The organism is Kribbella orskensis, assembly GCF_004342085.1.
Classification (GTDB): Bacteria; Actinomycetota; Actinomycetes; order Propionibacteriales; family Kribbellaceae; genus Kribbella; species Kribbella orskensis.
In genome coordinates this window covers 71,578-92,325 of sequence record NZ_SLWM01000013.1, presented here as the reverse complement: position 1 = coordinate 92,325, position 20,748 = coordinate 71,578, and the positions used below count along the sequence as shown (strand labels likewise).

The window sequence follows — 20,748 nt, the reverse complement described above, 5'->3', positions numbered from 1 at the left end:
CTTCAGTCCGCGCCTCTGAACAATGTCGCAGCACGGGCGGCGGTGTCCGCGGCCCGGCGCCCGGTGCTGAGCAACCCCAGCACGAGTACGCCGATGCCGAGGCCGGCCACCAGCCACCACACGCTGTGCTCCGCGTGGGTGAACGCCATCCCACCGCCGGCTGCGGCCGGTGCCAGGATCGCGCCGGAGATCGCGACGCCGAGCGTGGTACCGGTCTGCCGGCCGACCGAGGCCAGCGAGGCCGCCACACCGGCCATCGACGTCGGCATACCGGAGATCGCCGTGTTGGTGATCGGCGGGTTGACCGTGCCGAGCGCGATGCCGACCAGCAGGTAGATCGCGAGCACCGCCGGCAGAGGCGTGTCCGGTTCGAGCCACAGCGACGTGCCGCCGGCGAGCGCCAGCGCGGTACCGGCAACCACTAGCGGCAGCCTGGGACCTCGCGAGCCGACCATCCGACCGGTGAGCGGGGAGAGCACGATGATCAGGACTCCGACCGGAAGCAGGCACAGGCCGGCCGTAAGCGCCGAGAGACCGCGCACGTCCTGCAGGTACTGGGTGGTGACGAACAGGAAGGCACTGAACCCGCACAAGGCGAAGAGCGCCATCAGGATCGCCGAGCTGAACGGCACGCTGCGGAAGAGGCGCAGCTCGAGCAGCGGGTCCGTACGGCGCGGTTCGTAGGCGAGGACTCCGCCCACGCCGAGCACCGCGATGGCCAACAAGACGAGGATGACCGGAGAGGTCCAGCCCAGCTTCCTGGACTCGATGATCGCGTAGACGAGACTGCCGAGCACGAGGATGACCAGAGTCTGGCCCACCGGATCGAACCGGCGTGCCCGGGCGGCGCGGGACTCGGGCACGAACAGCCTGGTGCAGACGATCGCGGCGACCACGATCGGCACGTTGACCCAGAAGATGGAGCGCCAGCCGAAGCCGTCGACCAAAGCGCCGCCGAGGATCGGACCCAGCCCCAGCGCAAGCCCGGACATCGCACCGAACACCCCGATGGCTCTGGCCCGTTCGGCCCGGTCAGGGAACGTGCTGGCAACGATCGCCATCGCGACCGGGTTGAGCATCGTGCCGCCGACGGCTTGGACAGCGCGCGCCCCGATCAACCAGCCGATGCTCGGCGCCAGACTGCACAGCAGCGAGCCGAGCCCGAAGGTGGCAAGGCCGAACTGGAAGATCCGGCAGCGGCCGACCCGGTCGGCGGTGGACCCGGCCAGCAGCAGGAAGCCGGCCAGGACCAGGGTGTACGCGTCGACCGTCCACTGCAGGCCGGACACAGAGGCGTGCAGGTCTCGGCGGATGGCCGGCAACGCGACGTTGACGATGGATATGTCCATCACCACGACGACGATGCTGGCGCAGCAGATCGCCAGCACGAGAAGGCGGCGGCGTCGGCCGAGGTCGGGCGGGTGGGTGGCAAGGAGGGAAGTGCTCATGCTCGCGACGCTAGGATTTAGAGCATGCTCGAAGTCAACCAGGCGGGGCTGAGCATCGCCGAGGCAGCTCGCCGCACCGGAGTCACCGCGCACACCTTGCGCTACTACGAACGCGCCGGCCTGGTCGTCACACCGGTCGACCGCACCGCCGGAGGCAGCCGGCGCTACCACCAGCTCGACCTCGAGTGGATCACCGTCTGCACGAGACTGCGGGCCACCGGCATGCCCATCAAGACCATCCGCCGGTACGCCGAACTCGTGGCCGCCGGGCACGGCAACGAGGACAAGCGGCTGGCTCTGATGGAAGCCCATCGCGCCGACGTGAGAGCCCGGATCGCCGAGCTGGAGGAGAACCTCGAGCTCATCGACCACAAGATCGACGTCTACCGAGGCCGCCTCGAAGCCGGCGACGCCGACCGCCTGTGGGCCCCGAACCGCCAGGCCGACACCGGTTGAGGGATGGCTAGCTCTTCCATTGGCCGCGGTCGATCAGGACGGCGCGGAGCAGGTCCGTCCGGTCCGTGATCAGCCCGTCCACACCGGCGTCGAGCAGGCGGTGCATCCGGGCGGGGTCGTCGACCGTCCACACGTGCACCTGCTTGCCCAGGGCATGAGCCCGGCGGAGCAGCCCCGGGGTGAGCACCCGCAGGCGTCCGAAGTACTCGGGGATCTGCAGGCAGGCGCCGGGGGAGGAGAGGCGGAGCGGCGCGAACCGCAGCCGGGCGATCTCCTGGTGGCCGAACCCGGTGGCCAGCCGTTCGCCGACCTCCCGGCGGATCTGCCGGACCCGGGCCTGCGAGAACGACGACACGCAGACCCGGTCGATCGCGTTCAGGTCTCGCAGCACTTTCGCGGTCGGAAGCACGCCGTTGTCGGCCTTGATGTCCAGGTTGAGCCGGGCTTCGGGGAACCGCTCGAGGACCTCGCTGAGCAGCGGGATCGGCTCGTGCCCGTTGATCCTCGCCTTGCGCACCTCCGACCAGGGCAGCTGCGAGACCTCCCCGGTCCGGTCGGTGACCCGGTCCAGCCGGTGGTCGTGGAAGGCCACGACGACACCGTCGCTGGTGGCGTGCAGGTCGGTCTCGAGGTACCGGTAGCCGAGGCCGACCGCCTGCTCGAAGGCGTGCATCGAGTTCTCGAAGCCGATGTTGTCCGGGTGCAACGCGCCGCCGCGGTGGGCCATCGCGATCGGCCCGTCGTGGTCGAGGTAGGGATACACACGCCGAAGTATGTCCGACCAGGGGGACGTCCGGCTCGCGGCGCCGGGCTATTCAGTACCGTTGTGAGGGTGACCGCCTTCAGCGCACCCCGCCCCGACCTGTGGTCCCTCGATCCCGGCGTCCTGCACCTGAACCATGGCTCGTACGGCGCGGTTCCGCGCCGCACGCTGGAGGTTATGGCCGCACTGCGCGCCGAGACCGAGGCCAACCCGATGCGCTGGTTCCGCTCGGTCGGGGACCGGCTGACCGCCAGCCGGCTGGAGCTGGCCGCCTTCCTGCGGACGGACCCGGCGGGCTTCGCACTGGTGCCGAACGCGAGCGCCGGGGTCACCGCCGCGCTGGCCGCCCTGCCGATCCACCCCGGCAGCCGGATCGTGCTGACCAACCACGCGTACGGCGCGGTGCTGTACGCCGCCGAGAGGTTCGCCCGGGCGAACCAGGCCGAGGTGGCCGTGGTCAACGTACCGCTGGAGGCCGACGACGCCACGGTGGTCGCGATGATCGGCGCCGCCCTGGACGACCGGACGGCGGCTCTGATCGTCGACCAGATCAGCTCGGCGACGGCGATGGTGTTCCCGATCCGGCAGTTGGTCGAGCTCTGCAAGACCCTCGATGTGCCGACGATCGTGGACGGCGCCCACGCGCCCGCCCTGATCGACGCGCCGGCCGAGGATGGCGCGGACTTCTGGACCGGCAACTTCCACAAGTGGCCGGCCTCGCCCCGCGCTACCGCCGGTCTGGTGGTCGCGGAGAAGTGGCGGACGGAGACCCTCCCGCTGATCGTCTCCTGGTCCGAGTACGACGAGCGCCTGCCCGAGCGCTTCGACATGCAGGGCACGTTCGACTATGCCCCGTGGATCGCGGCGCCCGAGTCGCTGCGCGTGCTCGAGGAGCTGGACTGGCCCCGGCGCCGGATGCACCTGTCCGGAGTGATCGACGAGGGCGCGAAGATCGTCGCGAAGGCCCTCGGCACGAGCGTGGCGGAGGTCGCCCACCCGGCCGCGACGATGCGGCTGGTGGAGCTGCCCTTCGACGGCGTGCCGAGCCCGGAGGCGGGGGAGGCCTTCAAGATCCGGGTGTCCCGCGACCTGAAGGCCGAGATCACGCTGACCGCGTTCGACGGCCGGGTGTTCACCCGGCTGTCAGCGCACGCCTACAACGGCCCGAAGGACTACGAGCTGCTCGCCGAGCGCTTGCCGACGTTGCTCTGAAGCTCGCTGAAGGACCGCTCTCCGTGCACCGCCAGCTCGGCCAGTACGGCGGCCGGGTCGCCGGCCTCGACCAGCTCCAGGAGATACCGGTGCCGGGCGACGTGCTCGGGGAGTCCCTCGTGGTAGTGCTCGCGGGCGTAGAGGTTGCGCGCCATACAGAGCAGGAGTTGCTGTTGCACGGACGCGTAGGCCTCCTCAAGCCGGCGGTGTCCGGCGAGCGCGACTAGGGACGAGTGGAACCGGTAGCCGGCCTGCACCAGGCTGCCGCGATCCTGCGCCGCGGCACAGCGCTCCATCTCGAGCAAGGCCTCCTGGGCGACCTTCAGCCGCTCCGGGACCTGCACCGGCACCCCGAGCTCGATCGCCAGCCGCTCCAGCGCTGACCGCAGCGTCAGGATCTCGAAGACGTCCTGGTCGGTCAGGGTGGCCACCATGGACCCGCGGCGCGGCCGGGTCACGATCAGCCCTTCCTGCTCCAGCACCCGGAGTGCCTCCCGCAGTGGGGGACGGCTGATCCCGAGCTGCTCGGTCAGCCGTTCCTCGATCAGCCGTTCACCCTCGGCCAGCTCGCCCGCCAGGATCATCCGGCGGATCGCGTTGGCCGCGAGCTGAACCAGGCTCAGCGACTCCAGTGCACCCTGCTGCGGCTCGCCCATACCCACCCGACTCCTAGTCACCCATCCCGACCCCGCAAGGTAGCGGGTCCACGGTTCCATTGTGGTCGCCGATCTTGTCAGCGTCGACTATCTATTGTAGACAATAGTTCATAGACATCCCGGTCAAGTGAACTGGAGGCGTTCCGTGGCCCAGATCCCCACAGTTGTCACCCGCTCGGACCGGCTCGGCTTCGTCGGTCTGGGCAATCTCGGCAAGCCGATGAGCCAGGCCCTCGCACGCGACGGCTGGAACTTGTCGGTGTACGACCGCGATCCTGCGCGGGCCGCCGGCCTGGACGCCCTGACGGTCGGGGGATCGGCAGATCTGGCCGACTGCACGGTGATCGCTCTCGCCGTTCCGGACGACGAGGCCGTCACCCAGATCGTGGACGAGTTGCTCTCGAGGCTGACTCCGGGATCAGTCGTCCTGGCGCACAGCACGATCCTCCCCGGCACGGCGAGACGGCTGGCTGGGCTGCTGGAAGACCGGGGACTCGGGTTCCTCGACGTACCCGTGAGTGGGGGAGCCGAGAGAGCGCTCGCCGGCTCTCTGACGGTGATGGCCGGTGGCCGCGCCGAACTGCTGGAACGCGTCCGGCCGGTGCTCGATTCAGTGGCCGATGACGTGATCCATGCAGGACCGGCCGGTGCCGGGGCAGCGGTGAAGCTCGCGAACCAGTTGATGATGTTCTCCGCGCTGGCCGGGGTGCAGGAGGCGCTCGACCTGGCCGGCGCGTACGACGTACCGGAGCAGGTGGTGCTCGACGCGGTCGCGAGCAGCACGGGGGAGTCGTGGATCACCCGCAACTGGGGATTCTTCGATGACGTCGCCGCCGCCTACGACCAGGCCGGTACGCCGGTGCGGGACCGGCCGTGGAGCAAGGACCTCTGGGACGTGGTGGCAGCGGCGAGAGAGCGCTCTGTACCGCTCCCGGTCGCCGGCCTGCTCGCGCAGTACCTCGCCGATCGGGTGGAGGACCGCGCACGGAAGGGGGCGGGATCGTGAAGACGTCCCGGACCGGGCGGGAGGGGCTGACCGCTTATCTCTTCCTGAGCCCCTGGTTGATCGGCATCTTGCTGCTGACGATCGGCCCGATGCTGTACTCCGCCTATCTCGCTTTCACCAGTTACGACCTGCTGAGCCCGCCGCGGTGGATCGGCTTGGACAACTTCGAGCGGATGTTCACCGCCGACCCACGCTACCTGTCCTCGGTCCGGGTGACGCTCGTGTACGTCGTGGTGTCGGTGCCGCTGCTGTTGATCGTCTCGATGGCGCTGGCGCTGCTGCTGAACAAGGGGATCAACTTCCTCTCCGGCTATCGCGCGCTGTTCTACCTGCCGTCGCTGATGGGCGCGAGCGTCGCGATCGCCGTGCTCTGGCGGCAGATCTTCGGCAGCACCGGGCTGGTGAACCAGGTGCTGAGCCTGTTCGGGATCACCCACGGCAGCTGGGTCGGCAATCCGGGCACCGCGTTGTGGACAATCGTGACGCTGAACCTGTGGGCGTTCGGCGCCACGATGATCATCTTCCTGGCGGGGCTGCGCCAGGTCCCGGCGGAACTGCACGAGGCGGCCGCCGTCGACGGAGCCGGACCGATCAGGCGGTTCTTCAGCGTCACCCTGCCGCTGATGACGCCGCTGATCTTCTTCAACCTGCTGCTCGACACGATCCACGCGTTCCAGGCGTTCACCGGCGCGTTCGTGGTCAGCCGCGGTTCCGGCGGACCGGCCGACTCGACCTTGTTCTACACGCTCTACCTCTACCAGCAGGGATTCGCCGAGCTGAAGATGGGCTACGCCTCCGCGATGGCCTGGGCGCTGGTGATCGTGCTCGCCGCGTTCACCGGGTTCCTCTTCCTGACCGCCCGGCGCTGGGTCTACTACGGAGACGAACGATGACTTCTGTGTCGATCGGGGCACGCCCGCTGTTCGGCCGGCGCGCCACCCGCAACCCCGTGGTCCTCGGGCTGGTCCGGCACGCGGTGCTGATCACCGTGCTGATCGTGATGCTGTACCCGGTGGTCTGGATGGTGGCCGCGTCGTTCCGGCCGTCGGCCGAGGTGATGAACAGCCTCGGGTTGTTCTCGCGGCACTACACGCTGGACAACTACAAGCACGGCTGGAGCGCGGGCCAGCTGGACTTCTCCCGCTACTTCCTCAACTCGATCGCGATCACGGCGCTGTCGATCGCGGGCAACCTGTTCTCCTGCTCGCTGACCGCCTACGCCTTCGCCCGGCTGGAGTTCCCCTTCAAGCGGGTGCTCTTCGGGTTGCTGCTGGCTACGATGCTGCTGCCGTACCACGTCACGCTGGTGCCGCAGTACATCCTGTTCAACGAGCTCGCCTGGATGAACACCTATCTGCCGCTGGTGGTGCCCAAGTGGCTGGGCGTCGAGGCGTTCTTCATCTTCCTGATGGTCCAGTTCATCCGGACGCTGCCGCGGGAGCTGGACGACGCGGCCCGGATCGACGGCTGCGGGCACTGGAAGACGTTCCTCCGGATCATCATGCCGCTGGCGCTCCCGGCCCTCGGGACCACCGCGCTGTTCACCTTCATCAACAGCTGGAACGACTTCCTCGGTCCGCTGCTCTACCTGAACCGGCCCGAGCTGTGGACCGTCTCGCTCGGCCTGAACTCGTTCCTCGACGTGACGGGTGAGTCGGCCTACGGCTCGCTGTTCGCCATGTCGACGCTCGCGCTGGCACCGATCGTCGGCTTCTTCCTGGGGGCCCAGAAGCTGCTGATCGAGGGCGTCGCGACCACCGGACTCAAGTGACTAGGAGACTGTGATGAGAAGACTCGGTACCGCGGCCGTGGCGTGCGCGGCCCTGCTGGCAGTGGCCGGCTGCAACGGAACCTCGGTCGGTGACACCGGCAGTGACAGCGCGACCGGCGGCCAGGACGGCAAGGGCGACATCACCGGCAGCCTGCAGCTCACCTTCTGGGGTGGCGCGAGCCGGGCCGCCAAGACGAACGCGGTCACGGACATGTTCGTCAAGGCCCATCCCGGCGTCACCATCGACCGGCAGAACGCCGACTTCGGCAACTACTTCAACAAGCTCAACATCCAGGCGTCCAGCAAGACGCTGCCGTGCGTGATGCAACTGCAGGGCAGGCAGCTGAACGACTACACCAAGCGCAAGGTGCTGCTCCCGCTGGACCCGATGATCGAGTCCGGCGCGATCAAGGTGGACGACATCCCCAAGGAGGTCGTCGACACCGGCCGCGGCCCGGACGGCAAGCTCTACTTCCTCCCGTACGGCGCGGCGTACGACGCGGTCGGGGTGAACGAGTCGCTCGCGCAGCAGGCCGGGATCGGTGTGCCGCCCGAGGGCTACGACTGGAAGCAGTACACCGAGTGGATCGCGAAGGCGAAGGGCAAGCTGCCCGCCGGGGTCTTCGCGGCCGGTGCGCGCGGCGGCCTGCCGAACTACTTCATCGCCTACCAGCTGGCCAACGGCAAGCAGCTGTTCACCGACGACGGCAAGCTCGGCTTCACCAAGGAGTCCCTCGTCGAGTACTGGGAGATGTGGGAGACGCTGCGCAAGTCCGGGGTGACGATGAGCGCCGACACCCAGGCCGACGAGCCGGAGGGCGCCGAGCAGAACTTCATCGCCCAGGGCCGGCTGATGACCGACAGCATGCCGGGCAATGCGCTGACGCCCGCCTCCGCGACGCTGGCGAGCAAGGCCGGTGGCCAGAAGCTGACCACGCTGCCGATGCCGTCCGGCCCGAGCGGCTCCGGCAACGCGATGTTCACCTCAGGCTTCGCGATCCCGACCAACTGCGACAACGTGCCGACCGCGGCGGCCTTCATCGACTTCTTCACCAACGACCTCGAGGCCGGCAAGGTGTTCAAGTCCGACAACGGCGCCGCCACCAACACGAAGGTGCTCGACGCGCAGATCAACGACCCGGAGCTGCCGGCGCTGAAGAAGCACGAGCTGGAGCTGTACGCGCAGATCGTGGCGAAGAAGCCGCCGACGATCCTCTACCCGCCGGGCTACCAGGCCACCTTCGAGTCGGCCTTCACCCGGGCGTACGAGGAGATCGCGTTCGGCAAGAAGACGGTGCAGCAGGCCGCCGACTCCTTCTTCACGGAGGCGAATGCGGGGCTCGGTGGCTGAAGTGACTGCGACCGAGGGCGCCCTGGACGGACTACGGGTGCTGGATCTGACCCAGGTGATGGCGGGACCGTTCTGCACGATGCTGCTGGCCGACCTGGGCGCGGACGTGATCAAGATCGAGAACCCGCAGTCCGGTGACCAGACCCGCCGGTCCTGGGGCTACGCGGTGCACGGCGAGGACAGCCGCGCCTTCCTCGCCCTGAACCGGAACAAGCGCAGCGTCTGCCTCGACCTCAAGTCGCCCGAGGGCCTCGCGGACTTCCACCGGCTGGTGCGGACCGCCGACGTCGTGGTGGAGAACTTCCGCCCCGGTGTGACGAAGCGGCTCAACGTCGACTACGAGACCCTCGCCGAGCTCAACCCGCGCCTCATCTACGCGAGCGTCTCCGGCTTCGGCCAGACCGGCCCGTACGCCGACCGGCCCGGGTACGACCTGATCGCGCAGGCGATGTCGGGCGTCATGAGCATCACCGGCACGCCGGACGGAGTACCGGTGAAGTGTGGACTGCCGGTCGGGGATCTCGGCGCGGGCATGTTCTGTGCGTTCGGCATCGTCTCGGCGGTGCACGCCCGGGCCCGCAACGGGCGGGGGCAGCACGTGGAGACGTCGCTGTTCGAGTCCGCGCTGGCGATGTCGGTCTGGGAGTCGACCGAGTACTGGGCGACCGGCCAGGTGCCGCAGCCGCTGGGCTCGGCCAACCGGATGTCGGCGCCCTACCAGGCGTTACGGACGAAGGATGGGTACCTGACCCTCGGCGCCAACAACGAGCGCCTCTGGCAACGACTGTGCACGGCCCTGGAGGTCGCCCACTTGAGGAAGGATCCGCGCTACCTCACCAATACCGACCGAATGGCACACCGCGACGAACTGGCGGCCGACCTCGAGGAGAAGCTGGCCGCGGCGACCACCGACGAATGGGTCACCCTGTTGCTGGCGGCCGGTGTACCGGCTGGGCCGATCCGCGACTACCGGCAGGTGCTCGACGAGGATCCGCACGTCCGGGCGCGCGGGATGGTCCAGGAGATCGACCACCCGGTGGAGGGCAAGGTCCGCGTCCTCGGCTCACCCGTGCGGCTGAGCGGCACTCCCGCCGGCATCCGGCGACACCCGCCCCTGCTCGGCGAGCACACGGCCGAAGTACTGGGTGAGCTCGCGGCAGAAGAGCAGGGTGAGCCGGCGGCAGCAGAACAGGCTGAGCCGGCGGCCGAAGAGCGGGCGCGATGAGCTCAGGCGAGCTGGTGGTCGAGCGCGACGGCCCGATCCTGCGGCTGTGGCTGTCGAACCCCGGGCGGCGCAACGCGATCACCTGGCCCGTGTACGACGGCCTGCTGCGGGTGCGGGATCTCGTGGCCGAGGACCCCGGGATCCGGGTCGTCGTGTTACGCGGCGCGGGCGGCGAGGCGTTTGCCGCGGGCACCGACATCCGGCAGTTCGCGGACTTCGAGACCGGCGAGCAAGGCGTCGAGTACGAGCATCGGGTCGGCCGGGTGATCTCGAGCCTGCTGGAGATTCGCGTACCGGTGGTCGGGATCGTGGAAGGTCCAGCGGTGGGAGCAGGGCTGGCCCTGGCCGCCTGTTGCGATCTGGTGGTCGCCACGCCCGATGCGGTCTTCGGCGCACCGGTGGCTCGGACGCTGGGCAACACGTTGCCGCCGGCCGTGGTGGCGAGGCTCCGGCAGCGGCTCGGAGCGGGCCGGACGATGGCGATGCTGCTGACCGCACGGTTGCTACCGGCAACGGAAGCGCTGACAGCCGGTTTCGTCGCGGAGATCATGGAACGGGACTCGCTGGACCAGCAGGTGGACGAGTTGCTGCGGCTGATCTGCAGGAACGCCCCACTGACGCTGGCCGCGTTGAAGGAGGTCGAGCGACGGATCGACCGGGACGGCCCGAACGCCGACGCGGACGACGTGCTCGCCTCTGTTTACGCCAGCCAGGACTTCAGATCAGGTGTCGCCGCCTTCCTGGAGCACCGGACCATCGAGTGGGAAGGACGCTGAGATGCCCGTGATCGACGCGCACCATCACTTCTGGCGGGTGGCCGCGCAGGAACAGCCCTGGCGGGACGACCGGCACGGGGCGATCGCGAGGGACTACACCCCGGACGAGCTGCGCACCGAACTCGCCGCGGCGGGCGTGGACGGCACCGTGCTGATCCAGTCCGTCGACGAACCCGCCGAGAACGACCGACTGGCCGCGTATGCCGTCGACGCGCCATTCGTCCACGCGGTCGTCGGGTGGCTGCCGCTGTCGGATCCCACCGCGGCCCGCGCGGAGCTGGCGCGACAGCGGAATCCCTACCTCAGGGGAGTGCGCTGCCTGATCGCGCGAGACCCCCTGGACTGGCTCACCAAACCGGACTCGGTCGAGCTCTTCAGGGAACTCGCCGATGCCGGGTTGAGTTGGGACGTCGTACCAGTCACCGCGGCACAGACGGCGGCCGTGACGGCGCTGGCGCACGCAGTACCGGAGTTGCGGATTATCGTGGATCACCTTGGCCGGCCACCGCTCGACTCGGGCGGGTGGGAGCCGTGGGCCGGGCAGCTGCGGCAGTTGGCCGAGTGTCCAGGGATCGCGCTCAAGGTGTCCCTCGGCATCGACCTGCTGACCGCACTGCCTCGGTGGCCCGACGACGAGCTGAATCCCTTCCTGAAGCGGGCTGTCGACTGCTTCGGCGCGGAGCGGCTGATGCTCGCGAGCAACTGGCCCGTCGTGCTGCTGCGGGCCGACTACCAGACCGCGTGGAGAAGTCTGCGCGGTTCCGTCGAGCGCCTGCTCGACGACCCGAACGATCTAGCGGCGGTCCTCGGAGGCACCGCCGCGCACTTCTACCGGATCAACTGAAAGGTCTGTCCATGACTGTCACCAGCCAATCCACCGAGACCGCCGACGCCAACGACCTGTCCAGCCTGTACCGGCACCTGCGGGTGGTGGACGTGGCCGACGCACTCGACGGCATCGGCTACTTCGACATCGGCCTGATGTCGCCGGACGTGCGGCCGCTATGGCTCGGGATGAAGTTCTGGGGCCAGGCCGCGACCATCCGGGCCGTCCCGTCGAACCGGCCGATGTGGCGGCTCGACAACACCCAGGACATCGTCGAGGCGCACCGGATCTGGTTCGAGGAGACCGGCAACGTCAAGCTGCCGGACGACCTGCAGCCCGGCCACGTCGTGGTGATGGACGCCGGCGGCGGCAAGGAGGTCGGCTTCTGGGGCTCGGAGAACGGGATGGGCGCGGTCTCCCGCGGCGCGGCCGGCATCGTCACCGACGGGTACTGCCGCGACACCGCCGAGATCACCGCGCAGCGCACTCCGATCTGCTCGCGGCACCGCGGCCGCACCATCATCCCGGGCCGGATCAAGGTGGTCGAGACGCAGACCACGATCGCCTGCGGCGGTACCCAGGTGAGCCCGGGTGACATGGTCGGCTGCGACGACGACGGCGTGATCGTCGTACCGGCCGAGGTGGCCCAGGAGGTGGCCACGCACGCGCGGGCGATCCTGCTGGCCGACATGCGCGCGCGCCGCAAGCACTACGACGCGCTCGGCATGAAGCCCGACAGCTCGGTGGACTACGACGCCGTCGAGCGGTACTACGCGGACCTGTAGAGGCCTACCTACTCTTCCGAAAGACTGCCTGAGGTCGCCACTCCGAGGGAGAAAGCGCCGATCGTCTTCGGTGACCCCTTCTCGTAGAAGACGTCGAGCTCGGTGATCGTGAACCCCGCTGCGGTCACCAGCTCGACGATCGGCCGGTCGAGGTGGCAACCGCCGAAGAGCCGCTGCTCCAGTGGATCGAGGTGCCGCTGCCACCGGCGTACGGACTCGTCCGTCTCGGGGGCGAGCCCGTGCTCGACGAAGTGCAGGGTCCCACCTGGCTTGAGCACCCGCCGTACTTCGCGGAGGGCGGCGTCCACATCGGGGATCGTGCAGAGCGTCCAGGTGGACAGGGCCGCGTCGAAGGTGTCGTCGTCCAACGGCAGCGACTGGCCGTCGAGGCCGGCTCGCCGCACCGGGACACCGGCCGCCGCGACCCGATCGGCCGCGAGTCGCCAGCCGAGATCGGACGGCTCGACGGCGGTCACGCTCGTCACCGTCGGCGGGTAGTAGGGAACGTTGTGGCCCGTGCCGAACCCGATCTCGACGACTTCACCTGTCAGTCCTTCGCAGACCCTTCGCCGCAGTGGAACCGCTGACTTCGTCCCACACGCGACGTTGACGATCCGCGGTACGACGCGTTCGGTGTAGAACCCCATCGCAATCCTCCGATGCCGATCCCGACATCGTACGGATCAGCCCTTCACGGCTCCTGACGTCAGACCGGCGACGATCTGGCGGTTGAAGAACATGAACATGATCAGGGGTGGGATGGTGATCAGCAGGATGTTCATGAAGAGCAGGTTGTACTGGGTGCTGAACTGGCTCTGGAAGTTGTAGAGGGTCAGCTGGACGGTCGCGTTCTGGTCGCCGGGCAGGAAGTACAGCGGATTCACGAAGTCGTTGAACACCGCCACCGACTGGACCACGACGACCGTCACGATGACCGATCTCAGCAGCGGGAAGATGACCCGGAAGAACAGCCGCAGCGGTCCGGCGCCGTCGATGATCGCCGCCTCGTCGAGCTCGCGGGGGATCGTCGCGACGAACGCCCGGAAGAGCAGGATGCAGAACGACAGCCCGAACGCGATCTCGATCAGGATCAGCCCGGACATGGTCCGGAACAGGCCGAGGCTCTGCAGCACCCAGATCGTCGGGACCACGGCCGGTGGGATGATCAGCCCGGACAGCACCAGGAAGTTGATGAACGGGTTCCACCGGCTCCGGCGTCGCTGCAGCACGAATCCGGCCATCGCCGCCAGCACCACCATGCCGGTGACGCTGGCCACGGTCAGGATCGTGCTGTTGATGTAGGCGATCACCAGCATGTAGTCGCGAGCCTGGACGACCTCGACGAAGTTCTGGACGATGCGGAGCTGGTGCGGCCAGGAGAAGTCGAGCAGCGCGGACTGCTGCCGGTCCTTCACCGCGGTCAGCACGATGAAGGCGAACGGGATGACGAACACCACGATCGAGGCCAGGATCGCGACCGCGCTGAGCAGATAGTTGCGGCCCGGCTTGTGATTCACCAGTTCGGCGGTGCTCACATGTCCACCTCCTTGCGGTTCAGGAACCATGACAGCGGCAGGACGATCGCGGTGACCACGAGGAACAGCACCACGTTGCCGGCCGTCGACAGACCGTAGAACCCGGCCTGGTACTGCTTGTAGATGACGGAGGCGATCACGTCCGAGGTGAAGCCGGGACCGCCGCGTGTCATCACCCAGATCAGCTCGAACGACCGCAGGCCGCCGATCAGGGACAGGATGATCACGGTGACGGTGGCCGGCCGGGACAGCGGCAGCACGATCCGGCGGAACGTCTCCCAGGCGCCGGCTCCGTCGACCCGGGCGGCCTCCATGTACTCGCGCGGGATCGACACGATGCCTGCGATGTAGATCAGGGTGGCCAGCCCGACGCCCTTCCACACGTCGACCAGCGCGACCGACATCAGCGCGTACCTCGGGTCTGTCAGCCAGCCCGGCCCGTCGATGCCGATCAGGCCCAGCGCGCCGTTGATCAGCCCGCGTTCGGGGTTCATCAGCACGGTGAACATGATCGCGACGCCGATCGTGCTGGCCAGCACGGGGAAGAAGACGACCGACCGGAGATAGGCGCGGCCGACGATCCGGGAGGTCAGCAGCACGGCCAGCAGCAGGCCCAGGACCACCTTCGACCCGGAGGTGACGAACGCATAGATCAGCGTGTTGGTGAAGCCCTTGACCAGCTGGGGCTCGGAGAAGAACAGCCTGAAGTTGTCCAGGCCGATGAACTTCGAATCGAACAGGGTCCATCGAGTCAGGCTGTAGTAGAACGAGGCGAAGGTCGGAACGACGAACAGCACGCCATAGAGCACCGCGGCGGGCAGGTAGAACCAGTACTTGTACGGCGTGTAGATCTTCCCCCCGGCCGCACGTGCGGCCGGGGTCGCGTCAGCGCGTGAGCGAGGGCGGATCGAGGTGACGGTCACAGACCTCACCAACCCGCCAGCCCGAGCTGCTGCGCCTGCTTCTTGACGTCCTCGTCGTACCGGGCGGCGCCGTCCTTGGCCTTCTGGATGCCGGAGCCGACCTCGACGGTGATCTGCTCCAGCGACGGGCCCTTGACCGGCGACACGAACTCCAGCGCCAGGCTGGAGCCACCGGACTTGTCGAGGTAGGGCTGCATGTCCTTGATCGACTGCGGTACGTCGGCCGGCAGTTCGCATCCCTTGACCGCGTACGGGCCGGTCGGGACGCCCGTGGTGGCCAGGGACTTGCAGCCGTCCGGGCTGGCGATGAAGGCGAGGAACTTCTTCGCCGCGTCCAGCTTCTCGCCGGTCGTGGTGTTCGGGATGTAGACGCCGCCAGGAGTCCACACGGTCAGGCCGTTCTTGCTCGCGTCGTCACCAGGCAGCGCGAACAGTCCGACGTCCTTGGCGGCGTTGGGGTAGGTGGAGACCATGTCGTTGACCACACCGGTCAGGATCGGGTAGTGCGCACCCTTGCCCTGGGCAAGCATGCGGAGACCGTCGGGGAGCTTGGCCGAGGCGAAGTCCTTGTTCTCGTAGCCGGAGTCGTGCACCTGCTGGGTGTGCTCGAAGCCCTTCAGGGCGGCCGGGGAGGTGGCGTACTTCGCCTGGTTCTTCGTGTACCGGTCGGCGAAGTCCGGCTCGACCGCCGCGACATTGTGGAAGTCGCCGAGGACGAACAGCTGCGACGTCCAGGTCTCGCCGTAGGTCTGGATCACCGGCGCGATCCCCGCCGCCTTGATCTTGGCGTTGTTGGCCATGAACTCGGCCCACGTCGCCGGCACCTTCAGCCCGAGCCTGGTGTAGACCGGGATGCTGTAGAGGACGGCGCCGCCCATGAAGCCGCCGGACGGCACCCCGTAGACCTTGTCGCCGGCCGTCACCGTCTTCTTGAAGTTCTCGTCCAGATCACCGATGTAGGGCTGGTCGCTGATCGGGGTGAGGTTCTTCTCCGGTGCGATCGCCTGGAACAGCGAACCGGTGTTGTAGGCGAACACGTCGGACATGTCGCCGGTCGACAGCCGGGTCTTGACGATGTTGTCACCCTCGCTGCCGCCCGGCCGGGTCTCGAGCTTGACCGTGACGGTGGGGTTCTTGGCGGTGAAGTCCTTGATGAGCTGGTTGGCCTCCTTGACGTCCTGTTCCAGGTTGCCGGCCAGGTAGGTGATGCTGACCGATGCGGCGCCGCCTGCATCGTCACTGGAACCGAGACTGCCCGCGCTGCAGGCGGTCAGGGCGAGCGAGCCGGCCGCAACGACGGCAAGTCCTCTCATGCGTGGGCGGAACGTCATCATGACCTCCAAGGGATGTTCATCAGGGGTGGAGTAGACCGTCGAGCTCGGCCTGCAGGGCCTCGGCGGTGGGCGAGAAGCCCCGTGGGCTGATGGCTTCGACCAGCTGAGCGGCCGGTTGGTCGAGGTAGCGCTCGAGCCGGGCGGCGAGCTCGGCGTCATCGGTGACGATCTCGTGGTTCCGGGCCGCGGTCGCCACCGCGTCCCAGCTGGCTTCGTGGTCCATCAGCTGCCGGATGCTCGCATCGGCCGGCAGTTGCCGCGCCACGGCGTACGGGTCGTCGGCAGTCCACTCGTGCGTGCCGTGACCGACGCTGATCGGTGCGCTTTCGCCGGGTACGTGAACCTCTGCCCGTGATCCGACCGGCACGGTGACGCTGAGCCGCACCTGTCCGTCGGCCCGGCTCCACGAGACGGCGGCCTCGCCGTACGGCGTGAGGTGCTTGGCCGCCGCACTGGTGAGTTGCGAGGTGAGAAGCGGGCGTACGACGATCGTGCGGTAGCCCGGATCGCCTGGTGCGAGACCGGCGACCCGGCGGTGCATCCAGTCGGCCACCGCGCCGAGCGCGTAGTGGTTGAACGACGTCATCTGGCCGGGGTTGATGCTGCCGTCCGGCAGCATGCTGTCCCAGCGTTCCCAGACCGTCGTCGCGCCCATCGTCACTGCGTACAGCCAAGAGGGGCAGCCTGTCTGCAGCAGAAGCCGGTATGCCAGGTCAGGATGTCCGGAATCGGCCAAAGCGTCGGCCATCAGCGGCGTACCGACGAAACCGGTGCTGATCCGGAAGCCCGCCGTACGGACCAGATCCGCGAGGCGTTCCCCGGCGCGCCGGCGCTGTTCGTCGGTCGGCAGCAAGGCCCATTGCAGGGCGAGGGCGTAGGTTGTCGCGGCATCGCTCAGGACGCGCCCGCCGTCCGTGGTGTACTCCGCCGCGAACGCCTGCCGGACGCGGGCGGCCAGGTCGGCGTACTCCCGGGCCAGTTCGGCATCGCCGACCAGCTCGGCCGCCTGCGCGACCACCTCGGCGGAGCGGGCGAGGTGCGCGGTGGCGATGACGTCCGGGTCCGCCTTCGCGCGGAAGGGGTTCTCCGGCGGCGCCGTCGGGTCGAGCCAGTCGCCGAACTGGAAACCGCCGGCCCAGAGCAGGTCGTTGCCGGCCAGGTCGGCCATCCGGTCCACCCACGCCCGCATGCTCGGCAGTTGACGAGCCAGCAGAGCGACGTCCCCGGTCCGCTCGTAGATCACCCACGGGACGATCGTTGCCGCGTCGCCCCAGGCCGCGGTGGCCGGCCCGGCCTGCCGGAGGATGTCCGGTACGACGAACGGCACCGAGCCGTCCTTCTGCTGCTCCGCGGCGAGATCGGCCAGCCAGCCGGTGAGGAACCCGGCGGTGTCGAACAGGAAGCTCGCGGTGGGGGAGAAGACCTGGATGTCGCCGGTCCAGCCGAGCCGCTCGTCGCGCTGCGGACAGTCGGTCGGTACGTCGACGAAGTTGCCGCGCATCCCCCAGACCACGTTGTCGTGGAAGCGGTTGAGCAGCTCGTGCGACGACTCGAACCAGCCGGTCCGGCGCAGGTCGGAGTTGATCACGACGGCCTCGAGGTCATCCTTCCGAAGGTCCGGCACGCCGGTGACTTCGGCGTACCGGAAGCCGTGGAAGGTGAGTGGCGAGTCGAGCGTCACCTCGTCGGGCCCGGCGAGGATGTAGGAGTCGGTGGCCTTGGCAGTGCGGAGCGGTCGTACGCCGAGCTCGCCGTTCTCCAGCACTTCCGCGTGCCGCAGGACGACCTCGTCGCCGACGGATCCGCCGCGGACCTTGAGCCGGACCCTGCCGACGAGGTTCTGCCCGAAGTCGACCAACGTCTTGCCTGCAGGCGAGGTGGTGATCTCGACGGCCGGCAGTACGTCGGTGACTCGCACCGGCGGACCGTCGGGGGCGCCGAGGAGGTTGAGGTCGGCGTCGAGCACGTCGACAGCTGTGGCCTGACCCGCGACGCGGCGGAGGTCGGTGCTCTGGCCGTCGTAGAGGTCGTCGGCGGTGATCGCGCTCTCGTGCGCGGTCCAGGTGTCGTCGCTGCCGAAGACGTGAACCTCGCCGTCGGTGGTGGTGACCTCGAGCTGCGCGAGGACGGCCAGCCGGTCGCCGTACAGGGAGTTCTTGCCGTGGAAGCCGAGGCGGCCGCGGTACCAGCCGTTGCCGACCAGGAACTCGAGCCGGTTCTCGCCGGCGCGCACGAGGTCGGTCACGTCGTACGTCTGGTAGCGAAGTCGCTGCTGGTACGCCGTCCAGCCGGGTGCGAGCTCGTCCTGGCCGACTCGCTCGCCGTTGAGCTCGGGCAGGTAGATGCCGTGCGCGGTGGAGTACAGCCGGGCGCGGCTGATCCCCTCGGGCAGTTGGAGCACCCCACCGAGCACGGGCGCGGGTGAACCCACGGCACCGATCTCGCGCGGGCTCACGAACCGCGCGGTCCAGTCGTCGGCACCGAGCAGTCCGGCCTCGACCGTCGCGGGCTCGCTCCAGTCGCTCCAGTCACTGTCACCCCGGACCCGTACCCGGACCTGCGCCGACTCCCGCGACCTCAACGGCTCGCCCGGCCAGGGAACCAGCACCTGCTCACTGGACTCGACCGGATGGGCCTCCGCCGTGCCACTGGTGAGGATCTCGACCTCGTACGCCGTCTGCTCGTACCCATCGGCAGCCGTCGGGACCTGCCAGGACAAGCGCGGGGTGGCGGTGCCGATGCCCAGCACGGGCCCGGCGTCGGTCCGGTGTTCGAAGCGGGGAGAGGAGGGAGTGGCGAGCGGGGTGGCAGGGGTGCGAGGGCTGTCTGCGGCGACGTTCGACATGAGACTCCAAGCGGGCGAGTGAAACGATTCAGTGGGTGCTGTGGCGAAGGACCTGATTCTGTTTCGGATGGGTGGCGGGAAGGTTTCGCCTGTCCCACGATCCTGCGGCCGACGGCCGCCGGGGGCTAGCCCGCAGTGCACTCGTGGTAGCACAAAATGCACCTCGGGCGGTAACGTGAGGCATGGCCGACGAGCCTGTCAGGACCACTGGGACGCTGCTGCACTTCGTCGACGGGACGCTGGTGCACGCAGGTCCGCACGTGCACGAGGAATCGCATCCGCTGCACACGCACAGCTTCTTCGAACTCGCCCTGGTGACCGGGGGAGAAGGCGTCCACCACAGCCTCGCGGGACGCCAGCAACTCGCGGTCGGCGACCTGATCCTGCTCCGGCCGGGGGTCTGGCACGAGTACGAGGGCTGCCGCGCGCTCGAGATCTACAACTGCTGCTTCTCGGCCGACCTGGTGCAGCGCGAACTGGCCTGGACCCGCGAGGATCCCTTGCTGGGTTACCTGTTGTGGACCGGACCGTTCTCGGCGCAGCGGCGTGGCATCCTCACCACCCATCTCGATCCGGCCACATTCGCCGAGGGTGTCGAGCACCTCGACGGGCTCCGGCAGTTGCGCGACCAGCCGGTCAGCCGGCATCGCGGCGACATCGTCGGCCGGTTGTCGTTGTACCTGAGTTGCGTCGCGCGGACGATCGGCGACCGTGACGATCTCCGCGGCCAGACACATCCCGCCGTTCTGGACGCGATGCGGATGATGGAGGCCGATCCGGCCAGGCAGTGGACGCTCACCGAATTGGCTGACAAGCTGCACCTCGCGCCGGGGTACCTGGTGCGCCTGTTCAAGTCCGCCACGGGTCTGCCGCCGATGGCCTATCTGTCCCGGCATCGCGTCGAGCTCGCGGCCGATCGGTTGTTGCACACCGACGACCCGATCAGCCGGATCGGGGAGTCGGTGGGCTGGCCGGATCAGAACTACTTCGCCCGGCGGTTCAAGTCCCACTACGGGCTGAGCGCGTCCACCTATCGGCAACGTTTCAACGCGCCCAGGCTCAGCCCTTCCGTGCGGTGATCAGCAGCTCGATCCCGTCGAGGATGCGGTCGAGCCCGAACTCGAGGCCCTGATTCTCCGAGCCCGCGGCCGTTCCCATCGCCGCCGCCAGGCTGGGGAAGCGCTCGGCCTGTGCGCTCAGGACCTCCGTGAGGGTGGCGGTGATGTCCTCCTCGGTCGTTCCCGTGGTCCCGCCGGGCAGCGTCAGTGACTGCTGGGCGATCGTCCGCACGTGTCCGGCGATCACCGCCAGGGAATCGAGCTGCTCGCCGCCGTTCAGGCCGCTGCCGGCCAGAGCCTGTACTCCGCGGTCCATCCAGGTGAGCTCGTTCGGTCCGAGCGCGCGGCGACCGACCGTCGAGAGAAGCAGCCAGGGGTGCATCTCGAAGCCCGCGTAGAGGTCGAGCGCCCAGGTCTTGAGGGCCTCTCGCCACGGGCGTTCGGGGTGTTCGGGCGGCAGGCCCATCGCGAGGTCGGTCATCACGGCGACGAGTTCCGCCTTGCCGGGCACGTAGCGGTACAGGGCCATCTTGGTGAAGGGCAGCTCGCCGGCGACGCGCTGCATGGAGACCGCGTCGAGACCTTCGGCGTCGGCGATCGCGATCGCGGCGCGGGCGATGCCGTCCAGCGTCATCGCGGGTTTCGGCCCGCGGCTCGGCGGCTGCTGACGCCCCCAGAGCAGGTCGGTCATCGCGGTGGTCCTCGCTCCTCGGGTTGGCGTCGGCGGACAACTGTGTCTACCATACACATTATTGTGTCCGCCGGACACAATTTTAGT

The 20,748-nt window shown here is 68.5% G+C and carries 20 protein-coding genes; 11 read left to right on the top strand and 9 right to left on the bottom strand.

The annotated features are described in order from the left end of the window. Positions 1 to 2 precede the first annotated feature (2 nt). A complete protein-coding gene (locus EV644_RS28795) occupies positions 3 to 1,448 on the bottom strand; it encodes a DHA2 family efflux MFS transporter permease subunit (protein WP_132192098.1) in 1,446 nt (481 codons plus the stop codon). 24 nt (positions 1,449 to 1,472) lie between these two features. On the opposite strand from EV644_RS28795, the gene EV644_RS28790 reads away from it, so the two are divergent. Further along, entirely contained in the window at positions 1,473 to 1,904 is a 432-nt protein-coding gene (locus EV644_RS28790) for a MerR family transcriptional regulator (RefSeq protein ID WP_132192097.1), read from the top strand. 7 nt (positions 1,905 to 1,911) lie between these two features. Here EV644_RS28790 and EV644_RS28785 read toward each other — a convergent pair whose 3' ends face one another. Beyond that, the gene (locus EV644_RS28785; RefSeq protein ID WP_199240037.1) at positions 1,912 to 2,667 is read right to left on the bottom strand and encodes a glycerophosphodiester phosphodiesterase family protein; all 756 of its coding nucleotides are present in this window, start codon (positions 2,665 to 2,667) and stop codon (positions 1,912 to 1,914) included. Between the two features lie 69 nt (positions 2,668 to 2,736). On the opposite strand from EV644_RS28785, the gene EV644_RS28780 reads away from it, so the two are divergent. Then, positions 2,737 to 3,879 carry an aminotransferase class V-fold PLP-dependent enzyme gene (locus tag EV644_RS28780; RefSeq protein ID WP_132192095.1) on the top strand — a complete coding sequence of 381 codons (1,143 nt, stop codon included), beginning with the start codon at positions 2,737 to 2,739 and terminating at the stop codon, positions 3,877 to 3,879. Here the strand turns inward: EV644_RS28780 and EV644_RS28775 are convergent. After that, positions 3,840 to 4,535, bottom strand: coding sequence for a GntR family transcriptional regulator (locus EV644_RS28775; RefSeq protein WP_132192094.1), 696 nt, complete (start codon positions 4,533 to 4,535; stop codon positions 3,840 to 3,842). The genes EV644_RS28780 and EV644_RS28775 overlap by 40 nt on opposite strands. 145 nt (positions 4,536 to 4,680) lie before the next feature. Here EV644_RS28775 and EV644_RS28770 point away from each other — a divergent pair, with 145 nt between their 5' ends. From EV644_RS28770 to EV644_RS28735, 8 genes are read left to right on the top strand one after another with little or no spacing between them, the layout of a single operon-like run. Next, on the top strand, positions 4,681 to 5,541 hold the full coding sequence (locus tag EV644_RS28770) for an NAD(P)-dependent oxidoreductase (protein ID WP_241998937.1): 861 nt from the start codon (positions 4,681 to 4,683) through the stop codon (positions 5,539 to 5,541). Beyond that, positions 5,538 to 6,434 carry a carbohydrate ABC transporter permease gene (locus EV644_RS28765; RefSeq protein WP_241998936.1) on the top strand — a complete coding sequence of 299 codons (897 nt, stop codon included), beginning with the start codon at positions 5,538 to 5,540 and terminating at the stop codon, positions 6,432 to 6,434. The genes EV644_RS28770 and EV644_RS28765 overlap by 4 nt, the downstream gene beginning before the upstream one ends. Then, entirely contained in the window at positions 6,431 to 7,312 is an 882-nt protein-coding gene (locus EV644_RS28760) for a carbohydrate ABC transporter permease (RefSeq protein WP_132192093.1), read from the top strand. Before EV644_RS28765 ends, EV644_RS28760 begins: the two co-directional genes overlap by 4 nt. 13 nt (positions 7,313 to 7,325) lie before the next feature. Beyond that, the gene (locus EV644_RS28755; protein WP_132192092.1) at positions 7,326 to 8,663 is read left to right on the top strand and encodes an ABC transporter substrate-binding protein; all 1,338 of its coding nucleotides are present in this window, start codon (positions 7,326 to 7,328) and stop codon (positions 8,661 to 8,663) included. Continuing rightward, the gene (locus EV644_RS28750; protein ID WP_241998935.1) at positions 8,656 to 9,888 is read left to right on the top strand and encodes a CaiB/BaiF CoA transferase family protein; all 1,233 of its coding nucleotides are present in this window, start codon (positions 8,656 to 8,658) and stop codon (positions 9,886 to 9,888) included. The genes EV644_RS28755 and EV644_RS28750 overlap by 8 nt, the downstream gene beginning before the upstream one ends. Beyond that, on the top strand, positions 9,885 to 10,664 hold the full coding sequence (locus EV644_RS28745) for an enoyl-CoA hydratase (RefSeq protein ID WP_132192090.1): 780 nt from the start codon (positions 9,885 to 9,887) through the stop codon (positions 10,662 to 10,664). The genes EV644_RS28750 and EV644_RS28745 overlap by 4 nt, the downstream gene beginning before the upstream one ends. Position 10,665: 1 nt before the next feature. Further along, positions 10,666 to 11,508 carry an amidohydrolase family protein gene (locus EV644_RS28740; RefSeq protein WP_132192089.1) on the top strand — a complete coding sequence of 281 codons (843 nt, stop codon included), beginning with the start codon at positions 10,666 to 10,668 and terminating at the stop codon, positions 11,506 to 11,508. An 11-nt stretch (positions 11,509 to 11,519) separates the two neighbouring features. Then, positions 11,520 to 12,275, top strand: coding sequence for an RraA family protein (locus EV644_RS28735; RefSeq protein WP_132192088.1), 756 nt, complete (start codon positions 11,520 to 11,522; stop codon positions 12,273 to 12,275). An 8-nt stretch (positions 12,276 to 12,283) separates the two neighbouring features. On the opposite strand, the gene EV644_RS28730 is transcribed toward EV644_RS28735, so the two are convergent. Genes EV644_RS28730 through EV644_RS28710 form a run of 5 tightly spaced genes read right to left on the bottom strand, consistent with a single transcriptional unit; the run spans position 12,284 to position 18,912 of the window. After that, a complete protein-coding gene (locus tag EV644_RS28730) occupies positions 12,284 to 12,922 on the bottom strand; it encodes a class I SAM-dependent methyltransferase (RefSeq protein ID WP_132192087.1) in 639 nt (212 codons plus the stop codon). 36 nt (positions 12,923 to 12,958) lie between these two features. Next, positions 12,959 to 13,810, bottom strand: a complete 852-nt coding sequence (locus EV644_RS28725) for a carbohydrate ABC transporter permease (protein WP_241998934.1) — start codon at positions 13,808 to 13,810, stop codon at positions 12,959 to 12,961. Further along, positions 13,807 to 14,733: a carbohydrate ABC transporter permease gene (locus EV644_RS28720; protein WP_241998933.1), complete on the bottom strand. Its 927-nt coding sequence runs from the start codon at positions 14,731 to 14,733 to the stop codon at positions 13,807 to 13,809. Before EV644_RS28720 ends, EV644_RS28725 begins: the two co-directional genes overlap by 4 nt. A gap of 5 nt (positions 14,734 to 14,738) precedes the next feature. Further along, complete coding sequence (locus EV644_RS28715; protein ID WP_241998932.1) at positions 14,739 to 16,046, bottom strand: ABC transporter substrate-binding protein; 1,308 nt, start codon at positions 16,044 to 16,046, stop codon at positions 14,739 to 14,741. 40 nt (positions 16,047 to 16,086) lie between these two features. Beyond that, entirely contained in the window at positions 16,087 to 18,912 is a 2,826-nt protein-coding gene (locus tag EV644_RS28710; protein WP_132192085.1) for a family 78 glycoside hydrolase catalytic domain, read from the bottom strand. 182 nt (positions 18,913 to 19,094) lie between these two features. Between EV644_RS28710 and EV644_RS28705 the strand changes: the two genes are divergently transcribed. Beyond that, positions 19,095 to 19,991: an AraC family transcriptional regulator gene (locus tag EV644_RS28705; RefSeq protein WP_132192084.1), complete on the top strand. Its 897-nt coding sequence runs from the start codon at positions 19,095 to 19,097 to the stop codon at positions 19,989 to 19,991. On the opposite strand, the gene EV644_RS28700 is transcribed toward EV644_RS28705, so the two are convergent. Next, entirely contained in the window at positions 19,972 to 20,661 is a 690-nt protein-coding gene (locus EV644_RS28700; RefSeq protein WP_132192083.1) for a TetR/AcrR family transcriptional regulator, read from the bottom strand. The genes EV644_RS28705 and EV644_RS28700 overlap by 20 nt on opposite strands. Between the last annotated feature and the right edge of the window lie 87 nt (positions 20,662 to 20,748).